Raw genomic sequence first — 12,885 nt, 5'->3', positions numbered from 1 at the left:
CCAAAATCCAAAATCCCTATTATCTAGCTCGAATTGGTGACAGAGCTACCCCTTTATAGTAATAGGCTAAAATTTGCAAATGATTAGCACGCTGGAGTGCTAAATTGTATGCACCCCATTGACTCATACCTAAACCGTGGCCAAAACCACGACCCTGGAGTAAAAAATTACCATTACCCGTATCGGAAATCGTGAAGCGGGTGCTACGCAATTTCAGTGCAGTCCGAACTTCCTCCCCTTTGAGGGTTTTCGTGCCTTTGTCGCCAACGATACGCAATTGCTTAATACTACCGAAGGGTGAAAGTTCTTCCGGTACAAGTTGCTTGACCGCACCCACCTCTGGGAAAATTTGGCTAATTTCGACTGCGGAGATATTGCGTTGCCATTGACATTGGGGGATATTTTGGTCAAAATCAGGAACAGCACGCAGATAGGGTAGGGGATTTCCCCAGACATCTTCCACGTTTTCCGTATGTCCTCCCGAACAGGCATGGAATACAGATAAAATAATTTGATTATTAAAAGTTAATACTTTGCCAGCTGTTTTATCTACTGCATCGTAGGTCGCTGGAGACTCGCTGATTACACCTTTGTAGATTTGCCAACGGTCAGGGGTATTACCAAGATCAAAGAGGGGATGATTGCGTTGTTCTTGGCGTTTATAAAGAGCATAGGTACGAGCTGCGATCGCCTGAGCTTTAAGAGCTTCTTGCGGCCAACGTGCATCCATTTCTCCACCGATGACGCTGTATAAATACTCTTCGATATCCACCCAATTGACGGCAGTAACACCTTTGTCCGTCGGAACCACTAATACCCGTCCCCGATACCAGCGATCGCCGATATAAACATAACCTTTTCCAGTGGGTTCAATCCAAAATAGTCCAGAACGCCATCGATCGAGTGCTACCCCTCCTCCAGTAACTGGTTGAGCATAGTAGGCATTCATAGCTGGTAATTGTCCTAATGTTTTACCGCTAGCATCTTTAACAATTGCTTCTGTGGAAGCACCGACGCGAACCTGTTGTACATCTCGTTCAATGGCAACACGTAAAATTACTGATGCATAGGAGGGTGCAACCAGGATTAACCAGATTAGGGGTGTTAGCCACCAAACTCGTCCTTTGATGGGCAAAATCAAGGAAGTTAAAGACATAAGGATTTTCATCGGCATCTAAATGACTAAGACTATGTATAATTATGCTTGGTATAATTATGCTTGACGTGATTGAATTGGGTAGTTTCCCTAATCACCTACCTCCCAACACCTAAAATTTGTGCAGCTTGCCAAAACATATATACTGCCAAAATCGCCAGCAAAAATCTAAACATATTCCTGACAATAGAGTCTGGTAATTTCGGCAAGAATCTAGTGCTAATTTGCGCACCAACTAACCCACCAAAACCCAAAATTAAACCCTCAACTACCATCATATTTCCCTTGACTGCATGACCAATAGTGGCGGATACCGCAGTAATCATAATCACACCTAGACTGGTTTGGATGGCGACTTTGATTTGTTCCCCTAGTAATAGCATTTGCAAAGGAACCATAATTACCCCTCCACCAACACCAAATAAACCAGCCAGAACCCCAGCAGCACCACCGGTCATAATTCTGGCAACTACTGGGTTAACCCGCCTCGTGGAGGAATTAGTAGGATTTTTGGCGAGCTGCTTACGTAATTCTACCAGATAAATATTTAATAACAGTAACAAACCAAAGGCAATGAGTAATAATCCGGCTCCCAAGTCAGTTTTTTTGGCGATTTCAGCAATTTCCACACCAATTTGAGCCGTAAAGGCAGCAGGTAATCCTAATAACACAACCCGTCGCCAATCTAGATAACCCATCCGCCAATTTTGCAGGCTACCGGAAACAGAGGTGATAATAATTGCTAAACTACTGGTGGCGATCGCCGGGACTGAGGCGTAACCTAAAGCGATTTGCATTGGCACCAGTATTGTACCACCCCCAATGCCTAAGAAACCAGCTAAAATACCTGCAAAGAAGCCACCGATGATAAGTAGTAATAGGTTGGGGGGAAACATGGGGATGGAAGATTACAGACTATAAAATTCTAGGATACAGGAATTAGGAGCAAAATCTGGAATGATAGGTACAGCCCCTAACAAAGCCTTGAGATTGTTTCCTTTCACTGCGTTCCACTAGCTTTGGACATACCTTGGTTTTTTATACCGACTTACTCATGTAGATTGGATGATAAACCCCATTAGGATACATATAGCACAAAATCGTGATTCACCCGTAGGGTAGAGTCAGTTTATCTACTGGTTCTCATACACTAGAAAAGTTAATACATAATTCTCTTGCACTAGCTTTAATGTTGATGCTGTCCTGTGAACCTTCAACCTTACGGGTTATGGTTGTTGACGACCATGATCTGACACGTTTGACCTTACAAATTGCCTTGGAATGCCAAAAAAATATTCAAGTCGTCGGTTTTGCCAGCAATGGTCGTGACGCACTTCAACTTGTCCAACGCGAAAAACCCGATGTTGTGATTTTAGACCTACAAATGCCTTTGATGGATGGTTGGACAGCTTCAAGGCAAATCAAAGCGATCGCACATAGTACCAAAATTATAGTTTACTCTTCCCAGGAGGAAAACAAGTTATCCCCAGACCAGCGCGTTCAGGGTGAATGGGATGCTTTCTGTAGCAAAGATATTCCGACCCTTGATTTAATCAAATTAGTACGAGAACTTGGTAATCAGTCAAAAGCAGAATAAATTTCTTGTATAATTAGGTTTATCCCAACACTGAAATTGGATTTGCTCAGTAGCCAAAGTGCCCCCAAGTTTACATTACACTCTCAATAGGTAAGCTGTTTGTTTGGATAGTGCTGCTTTAAAGGTCAACTCTCAACAAACCAAAAGGGAAACATATCAGTGTGCCAAGTATTGATGAAATAGTTTTTTGTCGAGACGCAGATACTTACTACGTCTCTACAACACTTAGTTAGTTAAGTTAATATTATATATTGCTTAAATCACCTCATTGGGAAACGTCCGGTGAAACTCATCCAGTAAATCGTCCATTTCTTCTAGGGCTTGGCTGACATCAATTTTTAAGGCTCCTAAATCAGGCTTTTCTAATAATTGTAATAGGTACTCGCGCTTGGCTTTAACAGCAATCACTCTGTCTTTAATCGCTTGTGTATCCATGTCTCTTTCTTTACCTTGATGAGAATTTCCACTCAACGGTCTTCATTTACCCGCCTCACTGTTTAGTTTAGCCTTAAATAGAAAAACTTTGCCTCTACTCTTCCTCAAGGTGGCATTGATCGCCGATGATAGTAAAACTAGTGTTTAAGAAATATTAAGTAACAACTATGTTCGGTAAGTTTCCCCTGTCGATTTTGGGTTTAACCTTGGGTAGCATTCTGACAATAATTGGATTTATTGCCTATGGGATGCACAATGCGACGTTGAATCTGGTAGGCTTTTTTTACGGTATACCTTTGGTTTTAGGGGGTTTAGCTCTCAAAGCTAGCGAACTTGCACCCGTACCCTATAGCCAACCAACACCACCTGCTATCGTCGAATTACGCGAACAACAAGCTACCCCTACCCAAACTAAGATTCGTAAGGATATTACCCGCTACTGCTACGGTCAACAAGCTCATTTTGACCAAGCTCTAGAATATCTAGAATTAGTTCCCTCAGATGAGGATGATATTCCGATTGTCACAGGTTTGCGGGAAACTGAAACCGATGGTGCATATACATTAATCCTGGAATTCGATTCTCCCTATGTTCCTTTATCTGCATGGCAAGAAAAACAGACCAAAATGGTGAAATATTTTGGTCCAGATATCGATGTGAGAATTACACCCACAGGGGAGGACAAGTTAGAAGTGGCTTTCATTAAGGTTCTGCATACCCCCGCAGCTAACCCGGTTTAATCAGGGTCTGCAAGGGTAGGTAGAGACGACCTGTCGGGTCGTCTCTACAGGAAGTAGGGGTATTTTAGAACTTTATCCAGCTACGACGAAATTAACCAATTTTCCTGGGACAACAATTACCTTTTTAATTTCTTTCCCTTCAATATATTTTTTGGCGATTTCCGATTCACGGGCAAATTGTTCCAAACCAGTTTTATCTAAACTTGCTGGTGCTGGTAAATCACCCCGTCTTTTACCGTTGATTTGAATTACTAAAGTAATTTCGTCGGTAATTAAAGCCGCAGGGTCATGTTTTAACCAATTTTGAGTATGTACAGAATCTTGATTCCCCAACAAATGCCATAATTCCTCACTAATATGGGGTGCAAAGGGAGCCAATAATATCAGTAAGGTTTCAATTCCTTCCCGATATACTGGTGAATTCTGACAATCCGCATCCGCAAGAGCATTACTTAACTTCATTAATTCGGAAATGGCGGTATTGAATTGATAGCCATCTTCCACATCTTCGCTAATTTCCTTGATGGCAGTATGGATGGAGCGACGCAAGTCTTTTTCTGATTTGGATTGGGGGTGTGTAGAATTGTGGCTATCTTTGGCTGCTTGAGGATTATTGATAAATTCCGTCACTAACCGCCATACCCGGTTCAAAAAGCGGAATTGTCCTTCCACATCCGCCTCATCCCATTCTAAATCCTTTTCAGGGGGAGCTTTAAACAGGATAAACATCCTTGCAGTATCAACCCCATATTTAGCAATCACATCCTCCGGTGCAACACCATTCCCCTTTGATTTAGACATGGTTGCATAAACCAGCTTTAAGGGTTCCCCTGTTTTCGGGTCACGGGGGTCCTTGGGGTCAACCAAATAGGTGGGAACCCATTTATCCTTGTCGGCTTTATTGGGGTTCATGTAGGTTAAACCCTGTACCATTCCCTGGGTTAACAAGCGTTGGAAGGGTTCATCAAAATTTAATAAACCGCGATCGCGCAGTACCTTAGTAAAGAAACGGGAGTATAATAAGTGTAATATCGCATGTTCAATACCCCCAACGTACTGGTCAACGGGCATAAAATCATTAACTTTCTCCCTGGCAAAGGGTTGGGTTTCATTCTTCGCATCGGTAAACCGCAGGTAATACCAGGATGAATCGATAAAGGTATCCATCGTGTCGGTTTCCCGTTTCGCTGGTGTTCCACAACTTGGACAAGGTACATTTACCCAATCTGCTAATTTTGCCAATGGAGAACCACCCCGTCCGCTAAATTCCACTTCTTCCGGTAACACCACGGGTAAATCTGCTTCTGGAACCGGAACCGCACCACATTCGGGACAGTGGATAATGGGAATTGGCGCACCCCAATAGCGTTGACGGGAAATTAACCAGTCCCGCAAGCGATATTGCACACGGGGTTGACCAAAGCCCTGTGTTTGCGCATACTCAGTGATTGCTTGTTTGGCATCACCAGAAGCCATACCATCGAATTGCTGGGAATTCACTAATACACCTGGTTCCGTATATGCCGCAGTTAATTTGGCTGCTGGGTCGCCACCTTCAGGAATAATCACCACCTGAATGGGTAAGTTTTGCTCTTTGGCGAATTTAAAATCCCGTGCATCGTGGGCTGGTACACCCATAACTGCACCGGTTCCGTATTCGTACAGGACGTAATCGGCAATCCAAATGGGAACTTTTTCACCTGTGAAGGGATTAATTACGTAGCCTCCCGTGGGCATACCCCGTTTCGGTTTATCTTCTGCGGTGCGTTCCAACTCACTTTGGTTGGCTACTTCTTTGATAAAAGCTGCCACAGCAGGTTTATTTTCCGGGGTTGTCACCTGCATGGTTAAGGGATGTTCCGGTGCTAATACCACATAACTCACACCATATACGGTGTCGGGACGAGTGGTATAAACAGCAACCTTATCCTGACTATCAACGATGGGGAATTCTAAATATGCACCGGTGGACTTGCCAATCCAGTTGGCTTGCATTAATTTGACCCGTTCTGGCCATCCTGGCAATTTATCCAAATCCTGTAATAATTCTTCCGCGTAGTCAGTAATTTTCAGGAACCATTGCCGTAATAATTTTCGCTCCACAATAGCTCCACTGCGCCAAGAGCGACCCTCACTATCCACCTGTTCATTGGCTACCACCGTTTGGTCAACTGGGTCCCAATTCACCGCAGCTTCCTTTTGGTAGGCTAAACCAGCATGGAAAAACTGCAAGAAAATCCACTGGGTCCACCGATAATAATCCGGCGAACAGGTGGCCAATTCCCGTTCCCAATCAATAAACAAACCTAACCGCTTTAATTGCGATCGCATTTGTTCTATATTTTGATAGGTCCATTTACCTGGTAAGACTCCCCGGTCAATGGCTGCATTCTCGGCTGGTAATCCAAAGGCATCCCATCCCATTGGGTGTAACACCCGATATCCTTGCATTCTCTTGAGACGGGCAATCACATCTGTAATTGTATAATTACGGACATGACCCATGTGGAGGCTACCGGAAGGATAGGGAAACATCCCTAAACTATAAAACTTGGGTTTAGCAGAATTGGTATCGGTTCGATTCAAACCCAACTCATCCCAGGTTTTGTGCCACTTTTCCTCAATTTCAGCAGGGTTATATCGGGAATCCACTCAAAACACTCCTAATGCGATCGCAATTTCTAATTTTTGTCTGCTTAAATATTCTAGGTCAACTTGCTGGAAAATGGTCAGTAGTCCGTGATGGGAGAAGGGAGTAGAAGTTGTCAATACGGTTCAGTTAAGGTGAATTGTTTGCTAGGGAGCTACTAGGTTGTGCGATTTAATCCCTTGATGGATGCCACTTGCTTCAACTGGGGGAACCCTACCGGAGCAGTGGCTCCTTTTTATTGCTTTTCAGGTGACAACGGACAAATAGTTGTTCCACGTCTACGTCAATTCTTAAACCTCAAGTCCGATTTCTTGTGTTTGAGGGTTTATTTGTTTGACCGATGAGTCTCCCATGAATGTTTGTACACTGTCAAACAAGAAAATAGCTCATACCTACTGCCGACTCCCCACTCCCCATCCCCTCTGCATCAAGCTATCCATTACCCGGATCTTTCTTAACAAAAAGTAAAAATACTTAAAAGAAGACGAAAGGCTTGATAGGTATAGTTTTGAGAGAGGAAAGATAGGGTGTAAAAAATGGAAAAATGGGCAGCAAGGGAATTGAAGCACTTGGATTTGGGAGATAAACGGCGAAACAAGCGTTTGATAAAGATGGTAGAAGATTTAGCAGCACAACCAACATCGAGTGTACCTCAAGCATGTGGGAGCGTAGCAGCGACAACAGCAGCATATGATTTGTGGAGTTCGCCGTATATAAAACCATCAGATATAAGCAATGGACATATCAAAAGTACAATCGAAAGGGCAAAAGAACACGAGATAGTATTAGCAATACAAGACACAACAAATATGGATGTAACAAGTCATCCAGCAACAGAAGGAATTGGATATCTAGACCAGAGAAAAAGTTTAGGATTAAAAGTACATTCAACGTTATTATCAAGCATAAAAGGAGTTCCACTGGGAGTAATAGACCAACAAGTATGGTCAAGAAATATCGAAGATTTAGGAATAGCAAAAACACGTAGAAAAAGACAAACAGAAGAAAAAGAAAGCCAAAGATGGTTGGAAGGGCTAGAGAGAACAAATAAATTACTACCAGAAAAGATAAAAATCATAACAGTAGCAGACTCAGAAGCAGATATATTTGATTTATTTAATCAGGAAAGACCAGAAAATAGCCACTTACTAATCAGAGGAACTCATAATAGAAAAGTTAGCCATACAGCGAATTATCTACATGAGGCGATCAGGTCAAGTCCAACTCAGGGAGAAGTAGAAGTCAAGGTAAGAAGAAATCCAGAAAGACCAGAAAGGATAGCAAAACTAACAATTAGATACGAAACAGTTGAAATAGAAGTACCAAAAAATAAGCTCGGGCGTTCGCTTTGTAAACCAGTAAAACTACAGGTGATATTAGCAGAAGAAAAGAGTCCACCATCGGAGATAAAACCAATCAGTTGGTTATTGTTAACGACATTGGAAATTAATAGCCTTGAAGATGCGGTAAAATGTGTTGAATGGTATACATATCGTTGGTTAATCGAGCGTTATCACTATACATTGAAAAGCGGTTGTCGAATCGAGGAATTACAACTGGAGACAGGAAAACGCCTATCAATGGCATTAGCGACATATTCGATTGTGGCATGGCGATTATTATGGTTAACTTACCAAGCAAGGGATAATCCAGAACAAAGTTGTGAAACGGTTTTAACTACAGTTGAATGGCAATCTTTATGTGTAAGTGTGAACAAAAACCCAATTCCACCAGATCAGCCACCAACATTAAGAGAAGCTGTACGAATGATTGCTCGACTAGGTGGTTTTCTGGGTCGTAAAGGTGATGGGGAACCTGGAGTCAAGACGATTTGGAGAGGGTTACGACGATTGCACGATATCGCCGTAACTTGGAAGCTAGCCCATCAAATCTAAATGCATACTTTCTGAGTTTTGTCTAATCTTAATGCTTAATCCCTCTACTGAAATCATTTCTATAATCGCTTTTCAGACTTTGTTAAGAAAGATGTGACTAATGGATAGCTGCATCAAGGGAGGGATTTTGCAAAAAGTTGGTGAAAGATGTATTCTGCCACCAACTTGAATAGATGTATTGTGATCTCATTCCCTATGCTTCCCCCATAATGCTTGTAGAAGCACAGGGAAGGAATAGATTAAGCTAACGTAAACTGGTTTGCATCAAGGGTTTATCTTCGTCCAATTTCCCCGTGCGTAACCACTCATTCATTTCTGGTGGTGGAGTTGCCGTTTCTAATTTATCCCGCAATTCCTGACCTTCGAGAATTTCTTTCTCCAGTAATTCCTGGGCTGTATTTTCCAATAATTCCCGATTTTGCTGGAGAATACTCAAGGCAATATGATGGGCATTATCCACAATCATTTTCACTTCTCGGTCAATTTCTTCGGCAATTTTCGGACTGATTTGCCGACGGGGGTTGCTATATCCTTCGATAAATTGCTGTTGCATTTTTTCAAAGGCTACAGGACCAAGTTCGCTACTCATGCCGTATAAAGTAACGTATCTTTCCGCCAAGTCGGTTGCCTTTTGGATGTCGTCGCTAGCACCCGTAGATACTTTGCCAAAGACAATTTCTTCCGCCGAACGACCCCCCAAAAGAGTAGCAATTCTGCCGCGAATCTCATCTTCCACCATCAGGAATCTGTCTTCCTCCGGCATTTGAATTGTGTAACCCAAAGCACCAACACCACGGGGAACAATGGAGATTTTTTCTACTTTACCCGCACCCGGCATTAAGGCACCAATAATCGCATGACCGACTTCGTGGTAAGCAACTGTCTTTTTCTCGATTTCGTTAAGAACACGCGATCGCTTTTCCAATCCTGCGACAACCCGTTCAATCGCTTCGTTAAAGTCTGCCATTTTCACGGCTTCGCGGTTGTTGCGAGCTGCCATCAGAGCAGCTTCGTTGACCAGGTTAGCGAGGTCTGCACCGGCAAAACCGGGGGTTCTCGCAGCAATTATGGCTAAATCCACATCCTCATCCAATTTCACGTTACGCGCATGAACCTTCAACACTGCTTCCCGACCAATTTTATCTGGTCGATCCACCACCACTTGTCGGTCAAAGCGTCCAGGACGACGTAGAGCGGGGTCAAGCACTTCGGGACGGTTGGTAGCGGCAATAATAATCACACCAGTGTTGGCATCAAAGCCGTCCATTTCCGTGAGTAACTGGTTCAGGGTTTGTTCCCGTTCATCGTTACCACCGTAGAAACCACCTGCACCAGCGCGGGATTTACCAAGAGCATCCAACTCATCGATGAATACTATACAGGGTGCTTGTTGCTTGGCTTGTTCAAATAAATCCCGTACCCTCGCTGCACCAACGCCGACGAATAATTCAATAAATTCCGAACCAGAGATGCTAAAGAAGGGTACACCTGCTTCCCCAGCGATCGCCTTTGCCAGTAAAGTTTTACCGGTTCCAGGAGGTCCTACCAACAGAACTCCCTTGGGAATTTTTGCACCCAATCGGGTATATCTACCAGCATTTTTGAGAAAGTCAACAACTTCCTCTAATTCAGCTTTGGCTTCTTCAATCCCTGCCACATCACTAAATTTTACACCCGTACTACCTTCAGAATAAATCCGGGCTTTACTTTTACCCACCGTTAAAGCCGCAGGACCACCACCTTGGCGATTAAATAAAAATCCCCAAATTCCAAAGAAAATTAACGGAGGAACTACCCAACTGAGCAAAGTGCCGATCCAACCATTTTCATTGGGTGGAGGTGCTGCAAATTCAACGTTGTTTTCCCGCAAAATCTTCGGTAAATCTAAATCAATGGCGACGGGAGTGGTTTGATAAACCTGTTCGATAATTTTACCATCTTCCGTTGTCACCGGGATTGAATATTGGATGCGGTCATTACCAACCACTGCTCTTTTAACTTTTCCAGCTTGCACTTGGTTGATAAAGTCACTGTAGGGAATTTGCGGCAACTTTGGTCCAAAAAAGCTTGGTACAACTAGATTTAACACCAGTAACAGGGTTAATAAAATTAACAAGCTACCACCAAATTGACGCACCCGTGGCGGTTTTTTCTGATTGTTCGTTTCAACTGGCATTTGCTATCCTCCGTGTTTCTGTTCTTCCTGGAATGGGCAGAAGATGGGAAATAACCATCTCGATCTTGCAACTGCTACACATCTAAATGTAGACATAGTTTTATGGTAGAGAACTGCGTACATTCAAACCTATACAAAATCGTTCTTTCCTACTGTCTGGCTTGTAAGGGAGTGGGGAGTAGCCTACATGTACTGCCTACACCAGAACCCATGAAAGTGTTTTTTCCCTTACTCCCGCGCTCCCCTGTTCCCTGTCAAGTTAACAACAATGCAAACAACCCACATAGGGCAATACCATCAAATACCCCCGCACCCCCGATGCTCAATACCCCCGAACTCATGGCTTGAATATCTTTGAGATGAAAAATGTCTGCACCAATTAGGGTACCGAGAACTCCTCCAGCAAAGGCAACTGGAGCTGCATGGGATGCTGAAATTAGCATTGCACTCAGGGCTGCTGTTAAGGGTGCAACTAAAGGGTTCATTTGAATCCCAATTCCGGGAACTACCTTGGCAGATAGATAACTGACGATACTCACAATCGCTGTGACGATGATAATTGCTAGGGGATTGGCTTGGGTAAATTGATAGATTGCTAACACCACAGGGATCAACCCTCCCCCCACATTCAAGGCGATAATGGTGGAACTTTGAATCCGTCGCAGGGGTATGCCCCAAAATTCCCGCATCCATAATTCCATCTCACTCAGGGCTATCGGTGTGGATGTGGTGGTACGGTAGAGGGGAATATTTATGGTGCTACCAAGGATAATTAAGGCTAGTAATAACAGGGCTACATTGGGTGCAAATCCTAACTTGGCCGCAGCCACTTTCACAATATCAACTGCGATCGCAAACCATAAAAATGGTAACAACAGCAGCAATATCAAAAATAAAATCAGGGAAACTGGTAAATACAGCATAATTCTCCCCACCTCTGTCTAGTGTACTTGTTCTTCACCCTCTACCACCTAATAAACCCTGAGTTGCTCTATTTCCCCATCACAATTAAAAATGCAAATTATCTCCCAGGGAATGATTGCTCTTGTCAAATCCGTCTGTATTCAAATTATATTTGGCTTTGTCTCCTTGTTTCTAGCTCTTGTTTTTACTCAAATTGTCACCTTTGTTGGATTCTTGCGATCGCCTTGACTATTCCCAAAAATGAGAATTGTGTAACAGATTGTTAACTTGATATCATTCTAAAAATGACCCAGGTTGTATGGGTATGGTAGCTACCGTCCCAGAAAGATGCGTATAACCACACTTTCCTGGGGACAGTATGATTTTGCTTGACTCGCGTTGTTGACTGTAACTGGATATGAATAATCAGATAGGACTGATCACCAAAGTAATGCTGGCATCTGCGGTAATTTCCGTGGGGATTAAATATGCTTTACCCTACGTACCGATTCCGGCAACAGATGCAAACGCCCTCGCAATCGTTCTCTTTCCAACTCTAGTCACGATGGGTGTACTTGGATATCGCTTCATTAGAAGTGAAACTAAAATTCGTAATTCGTAATTTGTAATACCCGCTACGCGGGAAGCTAGCTACGTAATTTGAAATTGAGAATTTTTACACTGATTCCAACGGATATCAAGAAGCTAACCCGAAGTTTTTAAGGAAAGCTGAAAAAGCGGTTATATCGATTATCTTGTACTTTGCAATAAATGAAACTAGAATAATCAACGGTTACAGCCCCTGATATGTAGCAAGCATTGGCGTAAACGATATTAAACACTCTCAAAGACGCATTTACAAGCAAGAAAAGTGGAATTTTTGAGTAGAGACAACCCGTTGACTCTTCTCTACTCCCTGTTCCCTACCCTCACTAAAAGACTTTATTCCGCAGACCCATTATTAGTTTTTTTAATCTGTGAAAATCCCAAAATTGTACTTTCCCCCTGTTTGGCAGCTTATTGACACAAAAACCGACCTTATTCTCAATATTAATGACATTATTCTCAATCCTTGCACGTAATTATAATCGTTTCAGGATTGATTATTGACATCTTGACAAAACATGGGTACTATAGTGTATATTAAGGTGCGAGCTATATTTACAAAACAAACACCCTCTTCCCGAAAAATCAACAAAATCCGAAATACCAACAAGTATTAACATTGCCTAAGATATTTGACTGTGGGTATAAGTAGGTAGGTGCAATTAAACATCAAGCCGCAACGTCATCGATCATTCGGCGTACAGACGACCCGACGGGTCGTCTGTAC

The 12,885-nt window shown here is 42.9% G+C and carries 11 protein-coding genes; 5 read left to right on the top strand and 6 right to left on the bottom strand.

Going from position 1 to position 12,885, the window contains the following annotated elements; genetic code table 11:
* Positions 1–19: 19 nt before the first annotated feature.
* Together CDC37_RS00645 and CDC37_RS00640 are read right to left on the bottom strand one after the other, a co-directional pair.
* On the bottom strand, positions 20–1,156 hold the full coding sequence (locus CDC37_RS00645; protein WP_442861057.1) for a SpoIID/LytB domain-containing protein: 1,137 nt from the start codon (positions 1,154–1,156) through the stop codon (positions 20–22).
* Between the two features lie 98 nt (positions 1,157–1,254).
* Positions 1,255–2,052: a sulfite exporter TauE/SafE family protein gene (locus tag CDC37_RS00640; protein ID WP_096620015.1), complete on the bottom strand. Its 798-nt coding sequence runs from the start codon at positions 2,050–2,052 to the stop codon at positions 1,255–1,257.
* Positions 2,053–2,345: 293 nt separating this feature from the next.
* Between CDC37_RS00640 and CDC37_RS00635 the strand changes: the two genes are divergently transcribed.
* Positions 2,346–2,753, top strand: coding sequence for a response regulator (locus CDC37_RS00635; RefSeq protein WP_096620013.1), 408 nt, complete (start codon positions 2,346–2,348; stop codon positions 2,751–2,753).
* A 255-nt stretch (positions 2,754–3,008) separates the two neighbouring features.
* Here CDC37_RS00635 and CDC37_RS00630 read toward each other — a convergent pair whose 3' ends face one another.
* Positions 3,009–3,188: a hypothetical protein gene (locus tag CDC37_RS00630; protein ID WP_096620011.1), complete on the bottom strand. Its 180-nt coding sequence runs from the start codon at positions 3,186–3,188 to the stop codon at positions 3,009–3,011.
* A gap of 167 nt (positions 3,189–3,355) precedes the next feature.
* Between CDC37_RS00630 and CDC37_RS00625 the strand changes: the two genes are divergently transcribed.
* Positions 3,356–3,928: a DUF2854 domain-containing protein gene (locus tag CDC37_RS00625; protein WP_096620009.1), complete on the top strand. Its 573-nt coding sequence runs from the start codon at positions 3,356–3,358 to the stop codon at positions 3,926–3,928.
* A 72-nt stretch (positions 3,929–4,000) separates the two neighbouring features.
* Here the strand turns inward: CDC37_RS00625 and leuS are convergent, their stop codons facing one another.
* Complete coding sequence (gene leuS, locus CDC37_RS00620; RefSeq protein WP_096620007.1) at positions 4,001–6,580, bottom strand: leucine--tRNA ligase; 2,580 nt, start codon at positions 6,578–6,580, stop codon at positions 4,001–4,003.
* A 534-nt stretch (positions 6,581–7,114) separates the two neighbouring features.
* Between leuS and CDC37_RS00615 the strand changes: the two genes are divergently transcribed.
* Entirely contained in the window at positions 7,115–8,473 is a 1,359-nt protein-coding gene (locus CDC37_RS00615) for an IS4 family transposase (RefSeq protein ID WP_096620005.1), read from the top strand.
* Between the two features lie 244 nt (positions 8,474–8,717).
* Here the strand turns inward: CDC37_RS00615 and ftsH are convergent, their stop codons facing one another.
* Positions 8,718–10,649, bottom strand: a complete 1,932-nt coding sequence (gene ftsH / locus CDC37_RS00610) for an ATP-dependent zinc metalloprotease FtsH (protein WP_096620003.1) — start codon at positions 10,647–10,649, stop codon at positions 8,718–8,720.
* A 254-nt stretch (positions 10,650–10,903) separates the two neighbouring features.
* Positions 10,904–11,572: a DUF1614 domain-containing protein gene (locus CDC37_RS00605; protein ID WP_096620001.1), complete on the bottom strand. Its 669-nt coding sequence runs from the start codon at positions 11,570–11,572 to the stop codon at positions 10,904–10,906.
* 91 nt (positions 11,573–11,663) lie between these two features.
* Here CDC37_RS00605 and CDC37_RS23830 point away from each other — a divergent pair, with 91 nt between their 5' ends.
* Both CDC37_RS23830 and CDC37_RS00600 read left to right on the top strand, forming a co-directional pair.
* On the top strand, positions 11,664–11,801 hold the full coding sequence (locus CDC37_RS23830) for a hypothetical protein (protein ID WP_157780605.1): 138 nt from the start codon (positions 11,664–11,666) through the stop codon (positions 11,799–11,801).
* A gap of 169 nt (positions 11,802–11,970) precedes the next feature.
* The gene (locus tag CDC37_RS00600; RefSeq protein ID WP_096619999.1) at positions 11,971–12,174 is read left to right on the top strand and encodes a hypothetical protein; all 204 of its coding nucleotides are present in this window, start codon (positions 11,971–11,973) and stop codon (positions 12,172–12,174) included.
* Positions 12,175–12,885: the final 711 nt, after the last annotated feature.

This window comes from Calothrix sp. NIES-3974, from assembly GCF_002368395.1.
Taxonomy (GTDB): domain Bacteria; phylum Cyanobacteriota; class Cyanobacteriia; order Cyanobacteriales; family Nostocaceae; genus NIES-3974.
The sequence above is the reverse complement of the archived record's forward strand: the minus strand, read 5'-3'. Positions and strand labels throughout refer to the sequence as shown.

Excerpts from the sequence above, each read along its gene's own strand:
- CDC37_RS00645 (WP_442861057.1), bottom strand. The coding sequence starts at position 1,156 with ATGTCTTTAACTTCCTTGATTTTGCCCATCAAAGGACGAGTTTGGTGG.
- CDC37_RS00630 (WP_096620011.1), bottom strand. The coding sequence starts at position 3,188 with ATGGATACACAAGCGATTAAAGACAGAGTGATTGCTGTTAAAGCCAAG.
- CDC37_RS00615 (WP_096620005.1), top strand. The coding sequence starts at position 7,115 with ATGGAAAAATGGGCAGCAAGGGAATTGAAGCACTTGGATTTGGGAGAT.
- CDC37_RS00600 (WP_096619999.1), top strand. The coding sequence starts at position 11,971 with ATGAATAATCAGATAGGACTGATCACCAAAGTAATGCTGGCATCTGCG.
- CDC37_RS00635 (WP_096620013.1), top strand. The coding sequence starts at position 2,346 with ATGTTGATGCTGTCCTGTGAACCTTCAACCTTACGGGTTATGGTTGTT.
- CDC37_RS23830 (WP_157780605.1), top strand. The coding sequence starts at position 11,664 with ATGCAAATTATCTCCCAGGGAATGATTGCTCTTGTCAAATCCGTCTGT.
- ftsH (WP_096620003.1), bottom strand. The coding sequence starts at position 10,649 with ATGCCAGTTGAAACGAACAATCAGAAAAAACCGCCACGGGTGCGTCAA.
- CDC37_RS00640 (WP_096620015.1), bottom strand. The coding sequence starts at position 2,052 with ATGTTTCCCCCCAACCTATTACTACTTATCATCGGTGGCTTCTTTGCA.
- CDC37_RS00605 (WP_096620001.1), bottom strand. The coding sequence starts at position 11,572 with ATGCTGTATTTACCAGTTTCCCTGATTTTATTTTTGATATTGCTGCTG.
- CDC37_RS00625 (WP_096620009.1), top strand. The coding sequence starts at position 3,356 with ATGTTCGGTAAGTTTCCCCTGTCGATTTTGGGTTTAACCTTGGGTAGC.